Source organism: Salinivibrio sp. HTSP, from assembly GCF_003390965.1.
Taxonomy (GTDB): domain Bacteria; phylum Pseudomonadota; class Gammaproteobacteria; order Enterobacterales; family Vibrionaceae; genus Salinivibrio; species Salinivibrio kushneri.
In genome coordinates, this window is record NZ_PXUD01000032.1 from 42899 (window position 1) to 67052 (window position 24154).

The window sequence follows — 24154 nt, forward strand, 5'->3', positions numbered from 1 at the left end:
AATGTTATGCGCACCCGTTCCTGTCCCATGTGGTCTAGTGTAAGCTTTGCTTCGCGTCTCTAAAATAAAAAGGCGAGCCGAGCGGCTCGCCTTTAACATCACTCTTTCCGTGAGCGGAACGGATTACTAATCCATATAGTTTTCAATGCTAGGGCAAGAGCAAATCAGGTTGCGGTCACCGTAGACGTTATCGACACGGTTGACCGATGGCCAGTATTTACTTGCCTTGTTATGTGCAGATGGGAAGCAAGCTAGCTCACGTGAATAGGTGTGAGACCAATCGTCAGCCATCAGATCTGCTTGGGTATGGGGCGCATTGACCAATGGGTTGTCTTCCAGCGTCCACTCACCGTCTTGCACCTTGGCAATTTCCTCGCGGATGGCAATCATGGCATCACAAAAGCGATCCAATTCTTCTTGGCTTTCACTTTCGGTCGGCTCAACCATCAGGGTGCCCGCGACGGGGAACGACATGGTCGGCGCGTGGAAGCCATAATCCATCAAGCGTTTGGCGATGTCTTCTTCGCTGATACCGGATGCCTCTTTGAGCGGACGAATGTCGATAATACATTCGTGCGCAATGCGTCCGTTTTTGCCGCGATAAAGCACGGGGTAGTAGGGACGCAAACGCTCCATCACATAGTTGGCACTGAGAATCGCTAACTCGGTCGCGCGCGTCAGGCCTTGTTCACCCATCATGGCGATGTACGCCCATGAAATAGGCAAAATCGAGGCGCTACCCATTGGTGCAGCCGAGACGGCAAATTCGTCGCCTTGCTCGACATGGCCGGGAAGGAAAGGCGCAAGGTGCGATTTCACGCCAATCGGCCCCATACCTGGGCCGCCACCACCGTGTGGAATACAGAAGGTTTTGTGCAGGTTGAGATGCGAGACGTCTGAGCCAATGTAACCCGGCGTGGTCAGCCCCACTTGCGCATTCATATTGGCGCCATCCAAGTAAACTTGGCCGCCTGCCTCGTGCACCAGCTCGCACACTTGCTGCACGGTTTCTTCGTACACACCATGTGTCGATGGGTAGGTGATCATAATGCACGAGAGCGCATCGCGGTGTTTGTCGATCTTGGCTTTCAGATCGTCAATGTCGATGTTGCCATCGTCATCACAGCCAACTACCACCACTTTCATTGAGACCATCGCCGCGGAGGCAGGGTTGGTGCCGTGCGCGGAGCTTGGGATCAAGCACACGTTGCGGTGACTGTCGCCTCGGCTTTCATGGTAGCGCTGAATCGCGATTAAGCCCGCATACTCTCCTTGCGCGCCTGAGTTCGGCTGCATAGAGATCTCGTCGTAGCCGGTGATTTCACACAGCATGTCACGCAGTGATTTGCCCAGTGTTTGATAGCCTTTGGCTTGCTCCAATGGCACAAACGGGTGCAGGGCGCCAAACTCTGGCCAAGTGACAGGGATCATCTCGGCCGCGGCGTTTAGCTTCATGGTACAGCTACCTAGCGGGATCATGCCGTGGGTGAGGGAAAAGTCTTTGTTTTCCAGCGCCTTCATATACCGCATCAGCTTGGTTTCACTGTGATAGCGGTTAAAGACAGGGTGCGTTAGGTACGCGCTACTGCGGCGGCATACGACAGGGATCGCGGCCAATTCATCAGCTTCAATGTCGCTCGCCACGGCTTCTGCATTGCCTTGACCGGTGAGTGCGGTAAGCAATTGATTGACTTCTGCCAGCGTGCTCGCTTCATCAAAGCTCGCGGCAAGTTGGCCATCCAGTTTACGCAAGTTAAAACCAGCATCTTGCGCTTGTTGGTACAAGGCATCGGTTTGCTCGCCCGTGTTAAACGTCACGGTATCGAAGAAGCTGTCGTGCGCGAGGCTCAACCCGGCCGCTTGTACCGATTTGGCGAACAGCGCGGTCAGATGATGCACACGGCGGGCAATCTTCTTCAAACCGTCGGGACCGTGGTAGACCGCGTAAAAAGCGGCCATGTTGGCCAGCAAGGCTTGGGCGGTACAAATATTGGAAGTCGCTTTTTCACGACGGATATGTTGCTCGCGCGTTTGCATCGCCATGCGCAAGGCTTGGTTGCCTTTGCTATCGACCGATACGCCAATCACGCGGCCTGGCATGGTGCGCTTGAGCTTGTCACGTGTCGCCATAAAGGCCGCGTGTGGGCCACCGTAACCCATAGGCACACCAAAGCGTTGTGCGGAGCCAATCACCACATCCGCGCCCATTTCACCCGGCGCTTTAAGCAAAGTGAGTGAAAGCAGATCGGTAGCAACCGCGACCAGCGTCTTCTTGCTTTGCGCTTCCGCGATAAGCGCACTGAGATCGCGCACTTCACCCGTGGTGCCGGGATATTGGAGTAGGGCGCCAAATACATCGTGCTGATCCAGCTTGTCCGTGTCATCAACAATGATGTCAAAGCCTAAGAAGTTGGCGCGCGTTTTAATCACATCCAAGGTTTGTGGATGCACGTCGCTGGCAACAAAAAAGGCGTTGCCTTTGTGCTTGCCGCCACGCTTACACAGGGTCATGGCTTCCGCAGCCGCGGTGGCTTCGTCGAGCAGCGACGCGTTGGCTAAATCCATCCCCGTTAAGTCCATCACCATTTGCTGGAAGTTCAGCAAGGATTCGAGTCGGCCTTGCGAGATCTCGGGCTGATAAGGCGTGTAAGCGGTATACCAGCCCGGGTTTTCCAACACATTGCGTAAAATAGGCGGTGGAGTATGTGTGTGATAGTAACCTTGGCCGATCAGGCTGCGCTTAATGGTATTTTGCGCGGCAATGTCGCTCAGTTCCGCCAGCATCTGGGTTTCGCTTTTCGGCGCGCCCAGATTAAGCGGCTTTGGCAAACGGATATCCGCAGGAACGGTTTCTTCAATCACATGCTCAAGGCTGGTGGCATTGATCGCCGCCAGCATGGCATCTTGCTGTTGGGTATTTGGGCCATTATGGCGCGCGATAAAATCATTATCGGCCACCAGGCTATCGAGTAAACGAGTCTGCGTCATGGTATTCGTCCTGAATTAGTCGTCGATTGTGGCGGTATAGGCGTCCGCGTCCATCAGATGATCCAAGTTGGTGTCGTCTGCCAGCTTAATCTTGGCAATCCAGCCGCCCTCAAAAGGTTCTTCGTTGACCAGTTCTGGACTATCTTCTAGATCTTCATTAATGGCGACCACTTCACCATCAACCGGCGCATAAATATCTGATGCGGCTTTTACCGACTCCACCAATGAAAAGCCTTCACCTTTTTCAGTACTGTCACCCACCTCAGGTAGATCGACAAACACGACATCGCCAAGTAGGCCTTGGGCATGATCGGTGATCCCCATAGTGACAGTGCCATCGCCATTGTCTTTGACCCACTCATGGCTTTCGGAATACTTCAGTGTCGCGTCCATTTGTTACTCTCCTGCTTTAAATACGAGCTGCTCAATCGTTGAGCGATTTACAATGTAAAATGAGGCGGTTTGTGGATGAAGATACCGCCTCCTGTGTCTTGATTACGTGCGTGTCAATGGTATTGGCTAAGTCGTTGCAAGACTGTTTATGGCGTCGGGTCGCTATTTATTGGCGATAAAGCGGGAAACGGGCACACAGCTGCTGTACTTCTTTACGCACGCGTGCCTCAACCTCGGCGTTGCCTTCTGGTGCCTCGACTAAGGCATCGAGCACGTCCCCAATCCATTGACCAACTTGGTGGAACTCCTGGGTACCAAAACCGCGGCTGGTGCCCGCGGGGGTGCCGAGGCGAATGCCGGAGGTGATCATGGGTTTTTCGGTATCAAAGGGGATGCCGTTCTTGTTACAGGTGATCCCAGCGCGCTCGAGCGCCTGCTCCGCTTGATTGCCTTTAAGACCTTTCGGGCGCAAATCAACCAACATCAGATGAGTATCGGTGCCGCCGGTGACAATGTCACAGCCACGTGTTTGTAGTACTTCGGCCAAGACTTTGGCGTTAGCAACGACTTGATCAATATACAATTTAAACTCAGGCTCTAGCGCCTCACCAAATGCGACGGCTTTAGCCGCAATCACGTGCATCAACGGACCGCCTTGCAGGCCGGGGAACACCGCCGAATTGATCTTTTTGTTGATGTCTTCGTGATTGGTCAGGATCATGCCACCGCGCGGGCCACGCAGGGTTTTATGGGTAGTGGTGGTGACCACATGCGCATGAGGTAGTGGCGAGGGATGGGCGCCAGTAGCAACCAAGCCAGCGATATGCGCCATATCAACCATCAGGTACGCGCCAACTTCATCGGCAATCGCGCGGAAACGGGCAAAATCAATCGGACGCGGGATCGCGCTGCCACCAGCGATGATCATCTTAGGTTGATGCTCACGAGCCAGCACCGCGACTTCATCATAATCAATCTCTAGGCTATCTTTACTCACGCCGTACTGCACGGCATTAAACCACTTACCCGATAGTGCTGGGCGCGCCCCGTGGGTGAGGTGCCCCCCGGCATCGAGAGACATACCTAAAATGGTGTCGCCAGGTTGCAGCAGCGCCAGCATCACCGCGCCGTTGGCTTGTGCGCCAGAGTGCGGCTGAACATTGACATACTCGCAGCTAAACAGCTGTTTGGCGCGGGCCTGGGCGATGGCTTCGACTTCATCGACGTGCTCGCAGCCGCCGTAATAGCGACGGCCCGGATAGCCCTCGGCGTACTTATTGGTTAGGCAGGTGCCTTGCGCTTGCATCACGGCTTGCGAGACGATGTTTTCTGAGGCGATCAGCTCAATCTGCTGTTGTTGACGTTTGTGCTCGGCCTGCACGGCCGACATCACGGCACCATCGGACTCCGATAAGTTGGTGGAGAAAAACTGCTCCAATTCTACATTTGGGTAGCTCGGTTTCATTGCGCTTTCCTTATTGGCGATGGTGGCTAACAGGCCACGACGTTAATCGGGATCACATTGGTGGCGAGGCCACCTTGTGAGGTTTCTTTGTATTTACTCATCATGTCGAGCCCGGTCTCATGCATGGTTTTAATTACGCTATCAAGCGAGACGTGATGCTCGCCGTCGCCACCCATGGCTAATCGGGTCGCGTTAATCGCTTTTACGGCGCCCATGGTGTTGCGTTCTATGCAAGGGACTTGCACCAGGCCATCAATCGGGTCACACGTAAGGCCGAGGTTATGCTCCATGCCGATTTCTGCCGCATTTTCAATTTGTTGGTTGCTTGCGCCCATAGCGGCGGCTAATCCTGCCGCTGCCATCGAGCACGCCACGCCAATTTCTCCCTGACAACCGACTTCTGCTGCCGAAATAGAGGCATTGGTCTTGTACAAAGAGCCGATAGCCGCGGAGGTGGCCATAAAGGTACGGATGCCATCTGGGTTATTGGGCGAGACAAACTTATCGTAATAAGCAAGCACGGCAGGGATCACACCCGCGGCGCCATTGGTCGGGGCGGTGACCACGCGGCCACCGGCGGCATTCTCTTCATTGACCGCCATGGCAAACAGGTTGACCCAATCATTGGTATCTGTCGGTAACCCATGGGCTTGTTTATCGTGAATGGCGTCGTACATGCCTTTGGCACGTCGCTTAATGTTTAAACCGCCTGGCAGTACGCCACCTTGTTTAATGCCTCTGTCGATGCACTCACGCATCACTTGCCAGATATGATCCAGTCCCTGGTTAACCGTGTCACGTGTGGCGTGACTATCGTGGTATTGGGCGCGTGCGACCTCGTTCGTAAACATCAGCTCGCTGATGGTCATATTCGTCTTTGTACATTGCTCAAGTAATTCCGCTGCACTCTCAAATGGATACGGTGGAGTGAAATCGGTCGCCAGGGCATCGGTTTCGCCTTCTTCCACCACAAAACCACCGCCTACCGAGAAATAGGTTTTGTGAGCAAGGCACTCTCCTGCTTTGTTAAAGGCGCTTACCGTCATGCCGTTGGGGTGCTCGGGCAGCACCTTGTCATAGTGAAAGGCAATATCTACCTCCCAGTTAAATCGAATATAGTGGCGCCCTGTAAAAGGAAGCTCGCTACCATTTTTGACCATTTTGGTCATGGTATCGATTTCATCTGACTCGATGGTGGCAGGCATTTCGCCCATTAGGCCCATGACACACGCCACGTCAGTCGCATGGCCTTTGCCGGTTAACGCCAGCGAGCCATACAGGTCGACTCTGACGCTATCGATCTCGGTCATGGACAGTGTTTGCGCCGCATAGTGGCTAAAGCGTGCGCAGGCCACCATCGGACCAACGGTGTGTGAGCTAGATGGCCCGACGCCTATCTTAAACAGGTCAAACATGCTGTGACTCATGGCCTGTCTCCTCAATCAGTAAGGTACGTTGTTGTCTTGATTATTGTTGTCCTGACATCGACGATGCCGACATTGCTTCACGTAGCATTCAACAGATTGGCGATGATTGCGCTTACTGTTGATTTAAACATTTTGTTAACGTACCTAAGCGTTCACTTTTCCGCAAAATAAATTTCCAATAAGAAACCTATGTTGTGATCCTGGAGACAAAACCTCCTCCTGTTGATACTATCTAACAACGGCGCAAACGTTTGCCTTTTTATCCTAAGCGAGGGTAAATTGCAAATCAATGCCAGTAACGCCGGGGAATATACTCGCTTTTTATTAAGTGAATGGTTAATTAATATCTCTGTAATACCTTGTTTTTACGAGGAAGAGCATGATGGACTCAAGGTGCCGGGTGAGAGTGACAGGTTGGCGTCCTTGATCAATTCGCTGGCTAGGTCACGTTTATGATATCGGTATTTTCCGATAGGAAACTTTTTTGTTAAAAGTGTTAAAGCGGCAAATACAGCGGGACAACCGATAGAGGCGAAAGCAGGTGACAACAGACCAATCAACACAGGATGTGTACCCGTCGATGCAGGTTGAGCGATCGCAACGCGAGGGTGACGCGCGCGAACCCATTGCACCATTGCGGCTGGGCCCGCGTTTAAAAGCCGTCAGGGTCGGGCTTGGGCTGACGCTTGAGGAGGCAAGCCAGCGCACTGGCTTGGCGCGTTCAACCTTATCCAAAATTGAAAATGAACAGATATCCCCGACTTTCCAAGCGATGCAGAAACTCGCGCACGGCTTGGATATCGATATTCCGCAACTGTTTGCCCCACCAAAAAAGCGGCAAGCAACAGGTCGGCGAGATGTGACGCTAGCGGGTCAAGGAAAAGCACACCCTACGGGTACCTACGAACATGAGTTATTGGCAACACAGCTAAGCAACAAAAAGATGATGCCGTTTAAGTCGCGGGTCAGGGCACGTGCGTTTGAGGATTATAGCGACTGGATTCGACACGACGGGGAAGAGTTTTTATTGGTGCTGGAAGGCAGCATCCAATTTTTTTCTGAGTTTTATGAAGCGATCACTCTCAATGAGGGTGACAGCGTATATTACGACGCCACCATGGGGCACATGCTAGCTTCCGTCAGTGATGACGATGCACTGATCTTATGGGTAACAGCGTCTTAACTAACCACATAAACGCATTGCTTAACGTGGGCAAGATGCCTGCGGGCACAATATGGAGAGAATAATGGCAGAGTTACTCACGACCCCGTTACACCGCCTGCACCTTGATATGGGCGCAAAAATGGTTCCGTTCGCTGGCTATGACATGCCAGTTCAGTATCCGCTGGGTGTGCGCAAAGAGCACCTTCATTGCCGTGAGCATGCAGGGTTGTTTGATGTTTCCCATATGGGGCAAATTCGTCTTCATGGCACGGACGCGGCCAAAGCATTGGAAGCGCTCGTCCCAGTTGATGTGTTGGATCTCCCTCAAGGTAAACAACGCTATGCCGTATTCACCAATGAGCAGGGCGGCATTTTGGATGACTTAATGATTGCCAACCTCGGCGATCACCTCTTTCTGGTAGTCAACGCGGCCTGCAAAGCACAAGACATTCAGCACCTGCGCGACAACTTGAAAGGGGATGTCTCTGTCGAGGTGGTTGAAGATCGCGCCTTACTGGCGCTTCAAGGCCCGAAGGCGGCGCAAGTGCTGGCGACATTCAACCCGAAGGTGAATGACATGGTGTTCATGGACATTCAGCCTGTTGAGATTGATGGCATTCACTGCGTGGTGAGTCGTTCAGGTTACACCGGCGAAGATGGGTTTGAAGTGTCTGTACCGGCCGAACATGCAGAGTCACTCGCCAAAGCCCTGTTAGCCCACGATGAGGTGGAATGGATTGGGCTCGGCGCGCGTGACTCACTACGCCTTGAGTGCGGCCTTTGCCTGTATGGGCACGATCTGGATACCACCACGACGCCGGTTGAAGCAACCTTGATTTGGGCCATTAGTAAAGTGCGTCGTGCGGATGGTGAGCGTGCGGGTGGCTTCCCCGGTGAGGCGAAAATCCTTGAACAAATTGCGACCAAAGCGGTGAGCCGCAAGCGCATTGGGCTGGTGGGCCAAAGCAAAGCCCCTGTGCGTGAAGGCAGCAAGCTATTTGATGCAGACGATAATGAAATTGGCGTAGTCACCAGCGGCACCTTTGGCCCTACTAAAGGGATGCCCGTGGCGATGGGTTACCTCCCACCTGAGTTTATTATCCCCGGCACCGAGGTATACGCGGAAGTACGTGGCAAAAAACTGCCCATGACAGTCGAAAAAATGCCCTTTGTACCGCAGCGGTATTATCGCGGCTAAATCGGTAGCTTATATAGATGAAGAAGCGCAGTTGGCAGCGACTGCGCTTTTTTATGTTGTTTATTTCAAGTGCTACGCTTCACTCAGTTGCTCGACCGCCTCCAGTGCTTGAGAGCCGTATATCAATGACGGGCCGCCACCCATTACGATCGCGACGTTAATGGCCTCTACGCATTCTTGCTTGGTCGCGCCATGTTTGAGGGCGGCGGCCACGTGGGCACCAATACAGCCATCGCAGCGCGCGGCAATACCAATCCCTAGTGCAATCAACTCTTTGGTTTTTACATCGAGATCACCTTCAGCCATTGCTGCCCGATGCAGCTGTCCGAATGCGGACAGGGTGTCACTGCTGTGTGCTTTAAATTGTTTATTGAGCGCCAGTTGTTGCTGATTGATTTCCTGATAGTTTTTCTTGGTCATGAAGTTGCCCTTTTAATTTAGTCTTGTCTAATGTAATGGCTTTTTGGCCATCATGCAATCCGTGTCTGCCTAGCCACTGCATTTGTCTAAAAAAGCAATCATCTCGATACCGTTTCGTGGTAAAAGAGAGAGAAAATAAGTTATTTATTAGATTGTCATTAATGGTTGTTCTAATTTAAAACAACACACTTAACCTTTTGACCAACATGTTCCTATGTGCTGTCACTGACGGAGGTCAGTATGAGTATTAAAAAGCGCTTACTCGTTGTCGTCCTGACAGGCGTTATCCTGCCCACACTTATCGTCGCTATTGTATCACTCTATCAGTTCCGAACGAGTACGTTGCAAAGCTATGAGCAAAGCTCGTACAAAGAAATGCAGCACATCGGCAACGCGTTTAAATTTTACTTAGAAGGGTTGGCGGCAAACGCCAAGATGCTGGGTAACAGCGACGCCCTTCAACGTTTAGACAGCTCTGTCACCAAATACATGGGATCGACTAAAGCCATGACCTCCAAGCAAAATAGTCCTGCTGAGGCACGGGCGTATGGGTTACTAGAGGCGATGGGCGAGTCACGAGAAGATTTTGCGTATGTGTTCCTTGGGCTAAGTGATGGTGGGTACATTCAGTGGCCGCAAGGGGAGTCTGGCAACTATGATCCTCGTCAGCGTCCTTGGTACCAGACGGGCCAGGGAAGCGGAAATGACCCAGTTAGGGTGCCTGCCTATCAAGACGCGACGACGGGTGCCCCCCTCCTTGATTATGTCATGGAATTTCAAGCCCAAGACGGCCTGAGTGGTGTGATTGGTGTGGACGTCACGCTAGAAGCACTGACAAATATGTTAGGTGACGTCACCCTCGGTGAGTCGGGGTATATTGTGCTGGTGGAAGACACAGGCACGGTGCTTGCTGACCCGAACAACCCAGACAATAACTTTGAACCTGCCCAGAGTGTCGACAGTGTTTACAGCGGCGGCAATTTTAGCGAGTCACTTACCGCCGTCTCTTTTGGTAGTGAAGATTACTTTGTCAACCAATACAAAGCACCAGAAAGTGGCTGGCGTTTGATTGGGGTTGTGCCGCAGCAAGAAGTTCTAGGCCAGGTTACCCGGCTGCAAACCGTTATTTTATCCATCAGTCTGATCCTTGTTGTCGTGTTTGGTGTGCTTGGTTACTTTATGATTCAACGTATATCTGCATCTATCATTGCCGTCAGTGATGGGCTGAGTGATGCGGCAAGCGGTGATGGTGATTTGACCAAGCGTTTACCGGTTCGCAGCCAGGATGAGTTGGGTAAAACGGCGGGTGCCTTTAATCAGTTTGTGGATGTGATTCAAGAGTTGATCGTCGGTATCAAGGACAGATCCACCACGCTGTCGTCTCATGCCGATCAAACCACTCAATTTGCTGAACAGCTGGACGGCGCCAGTCACCAACAGCGCTCAGGGTTAGAACAAATCGCCACCGCCTTCCACCAAATGGTGGCCACCGCCAACGAAGTCTCTCAAAACTGCAATCAAACGGCGGATTCTGCCCAGCAGTGTCAGTCGGAGGTCGATCGTGGCATGACCTTGATGAATAATACGCGCGCAGCGGTGCAAGAAATGGCCACCACGCTAAACGAAGCGGATAGCGCGATGGCTGAGCTGACCAAAGAGAACGATAATATCACCGCCATGCTAGATACCATTCGAGGCATTGCCGAACAAACCAATTTGCTTGCGCTTAATGCGGCGATTGAGTCAGCGCGTGCGGGTGATCATGGGCGAGGCTTTGCCGTGGTGGCCGACGAGGTACGGGTGCTGTCACAAAAAACCACCAAATCAACGGAAGAGATTGATGAGCTGTTGCAGGCCTTAACCCAGCGCACGAATCAGCTTTCCGAGAAGCTGAAAGGCAGTGTTGAGCACTCACAAACCACCACGGAGGCGACGGAAGAGGCCTTGAGCGTCTTTGACACCATCCAAAGTTTGGTAGGGCAAATTCACGACATGGCGGCAAAAATTGCCACGGCCACCGAGGAGCAGCACTCAGTATCGGAAGATATTAATCAGAATGTGACCAGTGTGCTAGAAGGTGCCAACAGTGCAGCATCAACGGCAGAGCAAACCAATGCCACAGCTGCCGAGCTGCGTATGGTGGCCTCAGAGCTATCAGAGTTAGTTAATCGTTTTAAAACGGAAAAGGACAGTTAATCGCAGCGGGTGAAAACCGAGTGACGACATAAAACGGCGAGCCAAGTGCTCGCCGTTTTTCATGTGTGTGATTTGTTCGTTAGGTGACTTCGACAAACCCCATCAGACCCGTTTTCATGTGCTCAATAACATGGCAATGATACATCCATCGGCCCGGATTATCGGCCACAAACGCTGCCTTGGCGTGGCCATTTTTACCCAACAACACGGTGTCAGTGTGAAATGGTGTGACTGGTTTGCCATCCATTTCCAGCACAGTAAAGGTGTGTCCGTGCAGGTGAATAGGGTGATGGTACTGGGTGACATTTTTTAAATCGAAGATATAGGTCTTTCCGCGTTCCAGTTTGGCGATCGGCTCAGGAATATTACCTTTACTCATTCCTTCCCAGGCGCGTTTATTCATCAACCAAAACTCGTGTTTTCCCTTCCCTTGCTTATCAGCAGGCGTGATGGCGCCAGCCCACTCAAACACAAAATGACGGGTTTCAGCATTCTCTAAATCTGGTTTTGCAACGGGATTGAGCGGCAGAGTGGGTAGGGGCTTCTCTGTTAACGTTGACGGTGTGGCGGTAAAGCTTGCCAGCAAGAAAGGAAAGTCACCTTTCATGTGCATTATTTCAACTGTTTCACCAGCATTGGGTGCTATCAGACCAATATCTAGCCGCATCCCTGGGGCTATCTTGTGCGTCTCCAAGCGGCGTGGTGTGGCAATCGGGTTACCATCGATAGCGATTATCCAGGCTTCTGCGCCGCGCACTTGAATGGGATAGGTGAGTGTATTGTCCACGTTGGCTAAGCGCAATCGTGTGGTTGCCTTTTCTTGCAGTGTGTATTCGGGATGGTGAATACCATTTACGGTGCCCCACTCGCCAGGCGTGCCCATACGCGCGCTATAGCGAGGGATAGCGAGATCTTTCCAGTTACCTTGACGATCAAGATGCCAGTGTTTGAGTGTCAGTGTGTGCTCTTCATCAAACACAACCGGTGTGGCTTCCTCGACCACAATCGCACCGACCAGCCCTTTACCCAACTGCACCACTGAGTTCATATGCGGGTGGTACCAAAAGGTGCCGGCATCCGGTGGGGTAAAACGATAGGTAAAGGTTTCACCGGGCTGAATAGGCGCTTGGGACAAGAAAGGAACACCGTCCATTTCAATGGGAATGCGTAGCCCATGCCAGTGAATGGTGGTGGGTTCATTGAGGTTATTGGTGAAGTGAATGGTCACTGGCTCACCTTGGCGGCAGCGTATAGTGGGGGCTGGCGTCTCGCCATTGAAGGCCAGTACATCGGTCTGATGCTCAGGAACCAACTCAGCCTGACTGGGCTCAGCGCTTAAATGGTATTCCCACTGCCCGTTTTGCCGAGAGGCAGAGACTAAGGAGCAAGCAGGCAAAGTGGAAAGGGCTGCCACCGCTGCGGTCGTTCGTAAAAATTGACGCCGGGAGAGGCCACGCGCGTTCAGTGATTCACCATTCATTCTTAATACCTTTTCAACGCCGTCATTGCGTAACAGTGTACCTCGAAAAATGGTTGCTGAGAAAGATTATCAATTGTGTTTGTGAGGCAGTTAAAACAGCGAGTGCCAAGACTCGTTGAGCCGTCAGCTTATTGACAGTGGAAGGCTTCGAGCCCAGGTACTTGATTGATAGGCGGTAAGCTTTCGAAACCTGGCTTAGCAATGTAATAGCCTTGAAAGAAGTCGACGCCTAAATCAATCAGGCATTGAAGCTCGGCTTCTGTTTCAACACCTTCGGCAATAATTTGACGACTTAGCTCGTGGCACATGGCGACACTGTGGCGCACAATGGTTTGCTTGGTGACGTCAGTGTCAATATCTCGCACAAGCGCCATATCCAGTTTAATCATATGGGTGTTAATGCTGGCAAGCGCGGTAAGGCCGGAGTAACCGGCACCGAAATCGTCAATTGCAGTTAAAAAGCCTTGTGAGCGGTAATAACGAATAATGCGCTGAATATGACTGTAATCAAGGATTTCTTCCCCTTCGGTGAACTCAAACAGAATCCGTTCGAGTGGGAAATTATAGTCATTCGCGGCTTTCAGCGTGGTGCGGATACAGCGCTCTGGCTCGTACACGGCATTGGGCATAAAGTTAATGCTGAGATAACAAGGGATAGATAGTTCGGCCGCGAGTTTGACTGCCTTGATCCGACAGGTTTGATCAAATTGATACTGATTCTCTGCGTTAACATGCTTAAACACGCTGCCCGCGCCGCTACCGTCCTTGCCTCGGGCAAGCGCCTCGTAAGCATAAATGGAATGCGTGGAAAGCCGAATAATGGGTTGGAATGCCATGGTGAAATCGAATGCGAGTGCCTGCGCATCCCTGCAGGCCTCACATTGTGTTGAAGATGCTGTCATAGAAAAGTGGTTATTTAGTCTGTCCTTGTAGAGAGATTAATGGAGTTCTGGGCAGAATGCGAATGAGATGACAAAAATTATGGGGTTTGCACGGTTTAAGGTACAGGCCTAGTCGTGAGCATTCTATATAAACCGATCAGACTGGGCTTAAATGGGCCAAAACGGTCTCTTTTTCGTCATAAGTTGGCACCGGATATGCTTAATATTTAACCGGCAACGTTGGAAGTGTCATTATGATGGCGGAAAGCACGCTTAAAAATGCGTGCCGCGAAAAGGGACTTCCCAATATTTGCTACAAAATAGCCAGAATTGGTTTATACCTTAATAAGGTGGCTTTACAACCAACCCCACGAGATGCCGGTTCAAGGTAGCTGGCCAGTGACAGAGGATGAACGTCATGCTTGCTGAAAAACGGGATGAAATAGACAACCCCCTGATTTGGCCAATACTCAGTATTCTAGAATCAACGCGACAAAGTTGGAAAGTGCACCATCTATTAGGTGAGCTGCAAAAAGACACCATGATGGCCCAGCTTGATGCTGACCCCCACCTTGATTTATTTAAACGCAACTTCCTGATCATGAATGCCTTGTATCAACTACAAGAAATGTTGTTGCCGCAGCAGTGGTTGCAGGTTGAGTCAATGGATATCCAGCTACAATGGCGGGTTGGCAACAGTGGCTTTGTGGCCAAAGAAATTGATTACCAGGATCCGTTGCGTGATTACTACATGGACTGGAATAACTATGACGCCAGCCAAGATGACGTTAAAGAACTGTTGTCTTCGTTTTGGAAGCACTACCAGCGTCATATCGGCAATGAGGCGTCGGGCGAGGCGATGTTGGAGCGCAATAAGGCGTTAAAAGTGTTGGGTTTGGATGAGAATGCCAGTGAGCATGAAATTCGGCGTCAGTGGCGCAAAATGGCGCTCAAGTGGCACCCAGATCGGCCCGAAGGAGATGCAACCACTTTCCGTGAGATGTGTGAAGCTTGGCAAAGCTTGCGCTTATAAATGGCTGTCAGCAAGCAACAGGGTGTGAGAAAGCACCCTGTTGCTTTAACCGCTGACATGCTTGTGGTTTTCGTGTAATACTTACGCGTTATTCAGCCCACGACTGCGCAATTCAAAGATCAGCTTTTCGGCACTGCATTCAAACTGCAATTTAATGTGCGCGCCATTGCCATCAAACTGTTGCGGATCAAAATCATGCTTAACGGCAGGATTAATGCTCTCTGCGAGGGCGAGGTATTGCTCGAAGCGCGCTTGCACCGCGTCTTTGCTCTCGCCTTGAATGGTGACGTCTGCCACTTCGTCGCCCTCAGAAATAATGTAACCTATTTCAGCGCTAACACCACATGCATCACAGGTATCGGTTTGGTTCTCTTTCATGGTATTTCCCTACGTTAAAAGCAGCAGGCGTGAAAAACGTGCTGGTGGCCTGCTGTAAGTCGATAACATGATCTTTAGCAAAGTCTGGGTTGTGGCACATTGAGGCAGGTCAGGTTTTGCAGTGTTTGTAGCACGCTGTAGTGATGGCAGCAATACAGATACTGATAAAGACACCACCCACTATTCGTGTTTATGCCAACACGTGCAATAGTGGGTGAGTGTTATCAGGCGATGAGTGAAAGGATCAGTCCCAGTCTTCTTCCCATTGCACCAAGGTGCCTTTTGGCCAGTGAGTACCGATATCATGATACTCTTGCTCCAGCTTGTGGCGGCGAATTTTCAGCGTCGGCGTGAGTTTGCCGTTTTCAATACTCCAAGGTTCTTTAATCATCAATACGCCTTTGATTTGCTGGTGTGACTCCAGCTCCCCATTGATGGTATCAATCACCTTCTTCACCCGGCGCTCATAACGCGCGCGGTCAAAATGTGGAAAATGGTGTGGCAACGCGAGCAGAATAGGCGCAGGCATGCCTGAACCGATCACACAGAGCATCTCGGCATTAGAGAGCTCGAACAAACGCTTTTCAATCGGCACGGGCGCGACAAACTTACCTTTGGCGGTTTTAAAGGTGTCATTTTTGCGACCCGAAATACTGAGATATCCCTCGTTGTCGAGTTCACCGAGATCGCCGGTATGCAACCAGCCATCTACCAAGGTTTCTGCGGTGGCTTCTTCGTTTTTGTAATAGCCGCTAAAAAGCCCCTGACTTTTGACTAAGATCTCCTGATCGTCAGCAATCTTGATTTCAACGCCGGGACCTGCATTGCCTACAGTACCGATTTTGTCTGCTCTAAACGGATAATTGAGGGTGCTGTAGGCATAGCTTTCAGTCATGCCCCACGCTTCGGTAATGTGCAACCCAAGTTTTTCATACCATTGCAGCAGGGCAGGAGCGACAGGCGCCGAGCCACAGCCCAATACGCGCGCCTGATCCAATCCGAGGTTTTTTGCAATTTTGCTTTTGATCAGGTTATTGACCAACGGAATGCGAAGCAGGAGGTTGAGTTTGCCGTCCGGCAGCTTTTCTTGAATACGTTGCTGGAACAGCGTCCAAAGCCGAGGAACAGAAATGAACAAGGTGGGGCGATGCATTTTGACATCTTCGATAAAGGTATCGAGTGACTCTGGGAAAGCGGTAGGGATCCCGCCCATAATTGCTGACCCCATGATATAAACCCGCTCGGTAATATGCGCCAGTGGGAGATAAGAGAACAAACGGTCATCAGGCTCAATGCCAATATGGTCAATCAAACGCTGAGCGGACCAGCAGTAGCCGCCATAACTTAAAATCGCCCCCTTAGGTAAGCCAGATGTGCCCGAGGTGTACACCAAGGACATCACATCACTGTCTTGATGCACAGGGCGCTCATCTGATGCCTCATGGTTGGCGATCAAATCATGCCACTCGTAATGGCAGCTAATTGTGGGATAGGGAAAGGCAATGGTCTTTAAGCCTGGCATGTTTTCCAGTGAGGCGCTCAGGGCTTTACTGTCATCAAGCTTGCCTACAAACATGGCTTTCGATTCGCTGTGGGTCACCACATGGTCAATGGTGTCTGTCCCGGCCGTGGGAAATATCGGCACGCTGATATAACTGCCCATCATCATCGCTAAGTCGGCAATAAACCATTCAGCGCAGTTTTTGGAGATGAGCGCGACTTTATCGCCGGGTTTCAGTCCCATATCACGCAGTGCGGTAACCATGCGCAATGCTTGGTCGGCCACATCAGCAAAGGTGTAGTCATGGAAGCGGCGGCCGTGAATTTGGCGCAGAAAAACATGGCTTGGACGTTCATCGGCCCACCGCAGGATCTGATCGTTCGGTTTGATATGTGACATTGGACTTCCTCATTGTCGCAACGTAAGACTACGTTTAAACGTTATAATAATGTTAATTTAGTGATCAGGGGCGAGGAGAAGCAAGATAATCATTTAAACACGTGTTCAAATTATGACTGACGGCACTATTTGCAGTGATTTGCTTCGGATTTTTCAGTTTTTTCATATTCTTCTCAATAAGGTTTTTGGAAGTTTGATCCGCTTCAGCGTCTTGGTAAAGCGTTAGTGTCAGGCTGAGTGAGTCAGTCTGTACTATTTTAAAAGGGGCGGGACTTTTTCGTGAGTTAGCCTGACCGCGAGCCGAGTGGCGCGCGTGTCATCACAGCGCCAATGACGGCGATTGACGGGGAGAACAGATTACGCATGCCAAAACGCAGTAAAGCCCAAACACAGCAAACCATTGAGACTATCTTGGCAGAGGCGAAGCGGCAGCTGTTGGCGCTTGGTTATGAAGGAATGTCTTATACCACGCTCAGTGAAGCGACAGGCGTATCGCGCACCGGGATCAGCCACCACTTTCCCCGCAAGCAAGATTTTATGGTCGCATTAGAGCCTTTTTTGGTGGAGAGCCTGCGTACGCCCCTCGATACTCGCAGTACCATCAATGCGTTTATGAAAAGCTGGATGCAAGCGATGCATGCCGAGGGTGAGTTTAAAGCAACGCTAAAGCTTTGTTTTTATGTGTTAATCAGCGGCAAAGCCGATAATGGTGCCGCATTCAGATGTTTAAAAACACTACAGCAAGAGTGCGAACAACAAATGCAAACCGATTTAACGGTCGCTTTTTCGCAACTGTTGGGCGCCAGTGTGTTGTTATGTCGTCAGCGAGCTGAAACGAAATCCTAATGTCATGGCTATTATTGATCGAGCTATGGGGTGAGAGATGACCTTCCGTTGACAGACAGTCCCTGCGTTTTTTGGTATAGTTGTCATGCTTTCTAAGCAACACATGTATTTGGAGATAACCATGAACAATACCGACCATCCTCCGAGTCTTAACGGAGAAAAATAGCGACTGTTGGTATTGCTACATTTCATTGTTACCGACTGTCGTTGATAGTTGGCCCCGCCTGCTTTGTTTTTCTCCTCTCGCTGTTATACATCACTCTGCCCTGCTGGGCACTATGTTGTTGATGGTCGTTACCTGCTGCCAATCGGGAGATTCGCCATGACGGTAATGAACAACGCTTTTACTGAACCGACCACTTTTTCAACGTCAGAAATCGTGGCTGCTCGCAATGCCTTTTTGCAATATGAGCTCAACAAGCAAGTTGAATTGCTCACGGTCATGCCTCATGAGGAGTGTATGGCCGTGCTGGGTCACTGCTCAGTGGCGCATGTCCACCAGCTGCTTGAGCGGTTATATGCGCAAGGCCACCAACGTCTAGCTCATCAATATGCTCTCAGCCTAGGGATGACGGGTCCACATCGCAGCATATTCGCGGGCGTGGGGACTTGGATCCGCCGGAGACGTGCCCTGGTTACTTATTTTTCATTAGTGTTGGCTGTCGCTGTCGTGAGCTATCTATCGGTTTTATTTTTTGCCTAGTCTGTGCGCACTTAGCTTGATCTTAAGCAGTAAATTGTTGCGCAATTATGCTATTACTATAACGACAGTTGAATTATTCAAAAATATTTTAATAATGGGGTGACGGTAGTGAGCCGTGACCCTAATTCTGCCAATAAGGTAACCCTATGAGTGATGCACTGGTACTCGTTATTAATTCAGGTAGCTCGTCATTAAAATTCGCGCTGATGGATGCGCAAACTGGCGATGCTGTGATTTCCGGCGCTGGAGAATGCTTTGGGCGCGATGACGCGCGGATGAGCTGGAAAGTCGACGGTGAAAAAACCGAGAAAACCTTAAGTGCAGGACGCAACCACCACCAAGAGGCCATGGACATCATTGTGGGCCTTATCGAAAGCAACCAGTTGAGTGACAAACTGCAGGCCGTTGGCCACCGGGTGGTACACGGCGGTGAAACCTTCAGTCAAGCCACCTTGATAGACGATGCCGTACTGGCACAAATTGATGCGCTAAAAGCCTTGGCGCCATTGCATAATCCCGCGCATGTAGTGGGCATCAAAGCGGCACGCAAAGCCTTCCCAAGCTTGCCGCAAGTTGCGGTTTTCGATACCGCATTCCATCAAACCATGCCGGAAAAAGCGTATCACTACGCGATCTCGCGTCAGCTCTATAATGATTATGGCATTCGTCGTTACGGCTTCCACGGTACCAGCCATTATTATGTGAGTCGTGAAGCCGCTAAATGGCTTAACCAAGCACCTGAGCAAACCAACGTAATCACCGTACACCTTGGCAACGGTGCCTCTTTGTGTGCGGTGAAAGATGGCCAAAGTGTCGATACCAGCATGGGTTTCACGCCATTGGCGGGATTGATGATGGGCACACGCTGTGGCGATATCGACCCATCCATTTTAGAGTTTCTCTCCAAAAAAGGCCTGAGTACCGATGAGATCCATCATGAACTGCTCGACAAAGCAGGCTTATTGGGTGTTTCGGAATTGACGAACGATTGTCGAGGCTTGGTCGAGGCGGCAGAGCAGGGCCACAAAGGTGCACAATTGGCGCTAGAAATGTTCGCTTATCGCGTAGCAAAATACATCGCAAGTTACATGGTGCCTTTATCTCGCCTGGATGCGATTGTTTTCACAGGCGGAATTGGCGAGAACTCACTGCCAGTGCGTGAGATGATCCTCAAAGAGCTGGCCATTTTCGGCTATCAAGCGGATGCCGATGCCAACGCCGCCGCGCGTTCTGGTGCCGCAGGACAAATCACCACCCAAGCGTCACCGCTAGCATTGGTGATCCCAACCAACGAAGAGCTGGTGATCGCGCAACAAGCCATGGCAATGGCCTGATTGTCGCCTCTTCCTCTGTTAATGAAGCGAGCTTCGTGGCTCGCTTTTTTTATGCCTAAAAATCAATCTATATCAAGCCTTATATGATCCGATATAGCGCTTTTTGTATATAATGATGGACAAAGTGCATCGTTTTTTGATTTGATACCCGAAAGATAAAAAGATTGGTTAGGTATGAAATTATATAGTGTGATTAAGGCTTATTTATTGGAAGCCCTGATTCTCGGTGGCGCGTTCGCGCTAGGCGTGTGGCTAACCCTTTCAGGCTATTTGCTTCATTAGTGATGGTGAACGTTGGCGCATTAAAAAGGGCTTTCTTTGCTTAATTCATTGCAGATTTCCACGATGGCGAGTGACAATCCTGAGCGGATCACCTGCTGTTGGCGCTGCAGTTGCAGCTGATAGAATTCGATATCTACGTCATCTTCCGGCGGGCCAATATCGAGCGAAAGCATGCCCATCGTATTCGCTTTGCGCAGCTTTTTGACGGCATCGAGCACCTTAGGATCGGTAAATTGGTAATCGTCGGCATCGTTACTCAGTTGGTTTTTAAGTTTAATAATTTGTTCAATATCGTGATAAGCGTCATCTGATAACACGCCTAGACCAAACAAGAGTTTCAATCGCACAGAAAGATCCCCCAGCGGCCCAGTGTCGTGCAGTAAAGGCCCCACCACTGATTCCACCGCAAAGTTATCTTTGCGAAAAACCCGCTTGATTAAGCCATCAATAGCTGTCTCAAACGTATCCACCGCGGCAACAAAAAAGCCACGGACGGTTGGCGCTTGGTTTAATCGTTCAATGATGTCTGTTTCGTCGAAATTTTCTGCCATAGACTCAATACTGCTTATTGTTATAACGGGGGAGCTAAACTCCCCCTGTAAAATGCGCGGTTTACAATTGCTGGTACAGGGTGTTAATTGCCTCAACTTCAGGGCTTTCCTCTGCCAAGCCGGTGTATGTCGCCAGCGTCTTTCTTACGCCCACCTCAGCCAATGAAGCTTGAAGCTCTTCAGCTTGTGGATCGGTGTGATTGGTGTATTTCAATGCTGCGGCAATCCCTTTTAATAGGGCTCGGTTATCTGTGCCGTATTCTATTGTACCCAGTAATGGCTTGATAAGCCTATCGTTCTGACTTAGTTTTCGGATAGGCTGGCGACCAACACGATCGACCTCATCAACCAAATAGGGGTTTGAGAAACGCCCCAAAATTTTCTCGATGTACGCTTGGTGAGCGGCGCGGTCAAATCCGTAGCGTTGGATAAGCACTTCGCCGCTTTCTTGCATCGCTGTTTTCACCAAATCACGGATTTTCGGATCGGTAATGGCTTCACGAATGGTGCGGTGGCCGCTCAAGCAACCCAAATACGCCGTGATGCAATGGCCCGTGTTTAAGGTGAAAAGCTTACGCTCGACGAAGGCCATGAGGTTTTGTGTCTTCTCCATCCCTGCAATATCTGGGATGTCGCCTTTGAACTGTTGTTCATCCACAATCCACTCGCTGAAGCTTTCTACCGTGACCTCTAAGGGATCATCGTTCGCCGCTTCCGCCGGCGGCACAATGCGATCAACTGCGGAATCGACGAAACCAATCAGTGCGTCTGCTTTCTCATGGAATGCGGGGTCAAGGTGCTTATAGACTTCGCCTTTGAGATGCGACGTACCACGGATCATGTTTTCGCAGGCAATAATGTTTAGTGGGGCCTCATTGCCGGATGCGAAACGTTTTTCAATGCCGGTGGCGATGGTCTTGGCAATAATATCAAGCACATTAGGGCCAACAGCCGTGGTCACTAAATCCGTTTTTACGATTTTTTCGATAACATCATCACTTGCCGAATTGACTGCCGTGATATGAGAAACCGTGTCGATATGGCAGTCGTTACCTACCACTTTGACGTTGTAGCTTTGTTTGTGACTGAGTTGGTCAATGAGGGGCGCATCGACATCGGCAAAGGTGACCTCGACATTGGCATCTGCGAGCAATTTTCCGATAAAGCCGCGGCCGATATTGCCGGCACCAAAATGAACAGCATTTTTCATAATATTTACCTCAAACTAAAAACGGTGGTGATGAGAGGCCACCGAGGTGGCCTGCTTATTGGGTTGATTAATGGGATGACGTCATAAAGGTGACGCTGTCATCACTCAATAGATTGAGGATCTCGTCAATACTGTCAGTACTGGTGAGAATATCTATTGCATCAGGCTCATCTAACGCATTAGTAATGGCGGTAATTACTTGAATATGTTCATCGTTTTTGGCGGCAATGCCAATCACCAACTTAGCGATATCCTCTTTGTCGTCGGTGAACTGCACACCCGATGGATACTGACACACCACAATGCCGGTTTGCTTGACACCGTCTTTTGCTTTAACGGTGCCATGAGGAACGGCGATCGACTCCCCGAGGTAAGTGGGGGTTAATGCCTCGCGCTCAAACATCGCGTCGACATAATTAGGCGCTACGTAGCCAAGTTTGACAAGTTGCTCACCGGCAAATCGAATCGCTTCATCCTTGTTTGTGGCCGTTAAGCCAAGATGAATGTTTTTACGCTGAAGTTGAAAAGCAGGTGCCGGGGTTGGCTCAAAACTGTCGTCATTTGCCGCCGTCGTCGGAACTTGAAGCACTTGTGGATCGTTGGCGGCGGGATACTGTGCGGCGAGAATTTGGGTAACCAACTGGCCGTAAACATCGCCGTCTAAAAAGTTATTGAGTGAAATATGGTGTGCGGTTGGCGCGTGAGTGCGTGCACGCTCGGTCAGATCTTTATGCGTGATCACAATCTGCGCATCCTCAGGCAGGCTATTGACCGCAATATTCGTGACACCAATATCTAAGCCTGCATTTTGCACCTTTTTACGCAGCAAGCTGGCACCCATGGCACTAGAGCCCATGCCAGCATCACAGGCAACTAAAATATGCTTTACGTCAGCAAAGTTAACTGTGGCTTTAGGCGCAGAAGAGGGGGCGGAGGTGCTTGCTTTAGCGCCTGATTTCATGTTTTTCATTTTGGCGGTTGCCTCATCAAGTGAGGCCTCGTCACCTTCACCCTCTGTGCTTTTCTGTGTTTTCATCAGTAAAGCGGCGACCACAAATGACACGCTGGCTGCGGCAATAATTGACGCCAAGACGCCGACAATCGAGCCTTTTTGCGTCATTAACAGCACAGCAAAAATAGAGCCAGGAGAGGCGGGCGACACAATACCTGCATCAAACACAGTGAGAACGAATACACCTGTCATACCACCCGCAATCGCGGCAAGAATAAGGCGTGGATTCATCAGAATGTAAGGGAAGTAGATTTCGTGAATACCACCGAAGAAGTGAATAATGGATGCACCGCCCGCGGTTTGACGTGCGGTGCCTTTTCCAAACACCATGTAGGCAAGCAAGATGCCTAAACCAGGACCTGGGTTTGCCTCAATGAGGAAGAAAATAGACTGGCCAGCCTCTGAGGCTTGCTGGATCCCAAGTGGTGAGAAAATACCGTGGTTGATCGCATTGTTGAGGAAAAGAATCTTAGCGGGCTCAACAAAGATAGAGGTCAGTGGTAACAGGTGTGCTGAGACCAAAAACTCCACACCTGCCGCGAGGCCACTGGATAAGAGCTTAACAAACGGGCCGATAAGGAAGAATGCGATAATCGAGCAAAGCATACCGATAATGCCGGCGGAGAAGTTATTTACTAACATCTCAAACCCGCTTCTCACTTTGCCATCGACATAAGCATCGAATTTTTTGATCGCCCAGCCGCCGAATGGACCAACCATCATCGCGCCCATAAACATGGGAATGTCAGTCCCGACAATCACCCCCATGGTGGTAATCGCACCGACAACTGCACCGCGTTCGCCGCCAACAAGTTTACCGCCGGTGTAGCCGATCAGCAGTGGTAGTAGGTAGGTAATCATGGGACCGACCATGGCCGCCAATGTCTCATTGGGGACCCAACCGGTCGGAATGAATAGTGCAGTAATAATCCCCCACGCGATGAATGCGCCGATATTGGGCATCACCATATTCGAGAGGAAGCGACCAAAATTCTGTATCTTGATCTTGGTATCAGATGATATCATAACAATACCCCGTTTGATGTTCTCATTGAACGTGTGTGGTAGAACGGTTCGCCAAAACCGTCTGGCTAGTAAGTACCCAGTCAATTTACCACACATTTTTTCAACAGAACTGATAACGGGGATTTGTTGACTCACCTCTCATTATTAGTGTCGTAGCTATATTTTATACCGGCACATATCACAAAAATAACCTGTAAATTTAGCACAAAAAGAAAAAAGTAATATTGTCAACAAAAATGATGATGACATTAATCACGTTTTTGCAT

19 protein-coding genes are annotated in these 24154 nt (G+C 50.4%); 7 read left to right on the forward strand and 12 right to left on the reverse strand.

Annotated features, from left to right (window positions below; all coding sequences use genetic code 11):
• Positions 1–126: 126 nt before the first annotated feature.
• The 4 genes from gcvP to C7A19_RS07005 form a co-directional block, all read right to left on the reverse strand.
• Complete coding sequence (gcvP, locus tag C7A19_RS06990) at positions 127–2988, reverse strand: aminomethyl-transferring glycine dehydrogenase (protein WP_116644539.1); 2862 nt, start codon at positions 2986–2988, stop codon at positions 127–129.
• A gap of 15 nt (positions 2989–3003) precedes the next feature.
• Complete coding sequence (gene gcvH, locus C7A19_RS06995; protein WP_116644540.1) at positions 3004–3381, reverse strand: glycine cleavage system protein GcvH; 378 nt, start codon at positions 3379–3381, stop codon at positions 3004–3006.
• A gap of 166 nt (positions 3382–3547) precedes the next feature.
• Positions 3548–4846 carry a serine hydroxymethyltransferase gene (locus tag C7A19_RS07000; protein ID WP_116644541.1) on the reverse strand — a complete coding sequence of 433 codons (1299 nt, stop codon included), beginning with the start codon at positions 4844–4846 and terminating at the stop codon, positions 3548–3550.
• Positions 4847–4872: 26 nt separating this feature from the next.
• A complete protein-coding gene (locus C7A19_RS07005) occupies positions 4873–6273 on the reverse strand; it encodes an L-serine ammonia-lyase (RefSeq protein ID WP_116644542.1) in 1401 nt (466 codons plus the stop codon).
• 580 nt (positions 6274–6853) lie between these two features.
• Between C7A19_RS07005 and C7A19_RS07010 the strand changes: the two genes are divergently transcribed.
• Both C7A19_RS07010 and gcvT read left to right on the forward strand, forming a co-directional pair.
• The gene (locus tag C7A19_RS07010; RefSeq protein WP_069361010.1) at positions 6854–7456 is read left to right on the forward strand and encodes an XRE family transcriptional regulator; all 603 of its coding nucleotides are present in this window, start codon (positions 6854–6856) and stop codon (positions 7454–7456) included.
• Between the two features lie 52 nt (positions 7457–7508).
• Entirely contained in the window at positions 7509–8636 is a 1128-nt protein-coding gene (gene gcvT, locus C7A19_RS07015; RefSeq protein ID WP_201264070.1) for a glycine cleavage system aminomethyltransferase GcvT, read from the forward strand.
• Between the two features lie 72 nt (positions 8637–8708).
• Here the strand turns inward: gcvT and C7A19_RS07020 are convergent, their stop codons facing one another.
• The gene (locus tag C7A19_RS07020; RefSeq protein ID WP_077457262.1) at positions 8709–9056 is read right to left on the reverse strand and encodes a carboxymuconolactone decarboxylase family protein; all 348 of its coding nucleotides are present in this window, start codon (positions 9054–9056) and stop codon (positions 8709–8711) included.
• Positions 9057–9296: 240 nt separating this feature from the next.
• Between C7A19_RS07020 and C7A19_RS07025 the strand changes: the two genes are divergently transcribed.
• On the forward strand, positions 9297–11252 hold the full coding sequence (locus C7A19_RS07025; protein ID WP_116644543.1) for a methyl-accepting chemotaxis protein: 1956 nt from the start codon (positions 9297–9299) through the stop codon (positions 11250–11252).
• 79 nt (positions 11253–11331) lie between these two features.
• Here C7A19_RS07025 and C7A19_RS07030 read toward each other — a convergent pair whose 3' ends face one another.
• Both C7A19_RS07030 and C7A19_RS07035 read right to left on the reverse strand, forming a co-directional pair.
• Positions 11332–12732, reverse strand: coding sequence for a multicopper oxidase family protein (locus C7A19_RS07030; protein WP_077658979.1), 1401 nt, complete (start codon positions 12730–12732; stop codon positions 11332–11334).
• 128 nt (positions 12733–12860) lie between these two features.
• Complete coding sequence (locus tag C7A19_RS07035; RefSeq protein WP_116644544.1) at positions 12861–13634, reverse strand: EAL domain-containing protein; 774 nt, start codon at positions 13632–13634, stop codon at positions 12861–12863.
• A 397-nt stretch (positions 13635–14031) separates the two neighbouring features.
• Between C7A19_RS07035 and C7A19_RS07040 the strand changes: the two genes are divergently transcribed.
• Positions 14032–14646: a DNA-J related domain-containing protein gene (locus C7A19_RS07040; protein ID WP_077486833.1), complete on the forward strand. Its 615-nt coding sequence runs from the start codon at positions 14032–14034 to the stop codon at positions 14644–14646.
• A gap of 81 nt (positions 14647–14727) precedes the next feature.
• Here C7A19_RS07040 and C7A19_RS07045 read toward each other — a convergent pair whose 3' ends face one another.
• Together C7A19_RS07045 and C7A19_RS07050 are read right to left on the reverse strand one after the other, a co-directional pair.
• Positions 14728–15024, reverse strand: coding sequence for a DUF406 family protein (locus tag C7A19_RS07045; protein WP_077486834.1), 297 nt, complete (start codon positions 15022–15024; stop codon positions 14728–14730).
• Between the two features lie 244 nt (positions 15025–15268).
• Complete coding sequence (locus C7A19_RS07050) at positions 15269–16924, reverse strand: AMP-binding protein (protein WP_077607450.1); 1656 nt, start codon at positions 16922–16924, stop codon at positions 15269–15271.
• Positions 16925–17287: 363 nt separating this feature from the next.
• Here C7A19_RS07050 and C7A19_RS07055 point away from each other — a divergent pair, with 363 nt between their 5' ends.
• The 3 genes from C7A19_RS07055 to C7A19_RS07065 all read left to right on the forward strand — a co-directional run bounded on the left by C7A19_RS07055 (position 17288) and on the right by C7A19_RS07065 (position 19807).
• Positions 17288–17770 carry a TetR/AcrR family transcriptional regulator gene (locus C7A19_RS07055; protein ID WP_046075717.1) on the forward strand — a complete coding sequence of 161 codons (483 nt, stop codon included), beginning with the start codon at positions 17288–17290 and terminating at the stop codon, positions 17768–17770.
• 322 nt (positions 17771–18092) lie between these two features.
• Positions 18093–18473, forward strand: a complete 381-nt coding sequence (locus C7A19_RS07060; protein WP_116644545.1) for a hypothetical protein — start codon at positions 18093–18095, stop codon at positions 18471–18473.
• Positions 18474–18619: 146 nt separating this feature from the next.
• Positions 18620–19807, forward strand: a complete 1188-nt coding sequence (locus C7A19_RS07065) for an acetate kinase (protein WP_116644546.1) — start codon at positions 18620–18622, stop codon at positions 19805–19807.
• A 302-nt stretch (positions 19808–20109) separates the two neighbouring features.
• Here the strand turns inward: C7A19_RS07065 and C7A19_RS07070 are convergent, their stop codons facing one another.
• The 3 genes from C7A19_RS07070 to C7A19_RS07080 form a co-directional block, all read right to left on the reverse strand.
• Positions 20110–20640 (reverse strand): MltR family transcriptional regulator, encoded by a 531-nt coding sequence (locus C7A19_RS07070; RefSeq protein WP_046075720.1) that lies wholly within the window; start codon positions 20638–20640, stop codon positions 20110–20112.
• 61 nt (positions 20641–20701) lie between these two features.
• Positions 20702–21850 carry a mannitol-1-phosphate 5-dehydrogenase gene (locus tag C7A19_RS07075; RefSeq protein WP_116644547.1) on the reverse strand — a complete coding sequence of 383 codons (1149 nt, stop codon included), beginning with the start codon at positions 21848–21850 and terminating at the stop codon, positions 20702–20704.
• 67 nt (positions 21851–21917) lie between these two features.
• Complete coding sequence (locus C7A19_RS07080) at positions 21918–23888, reverse strand: PTS mannitol transporter subunit IICBA (protein ID WP_077486840.1); 1971 nt, start codon at positions 23886–23888, stop codon at positions 21918–21920.
• Positions 23889–24154: the final 266 nt, after the last annotated feature.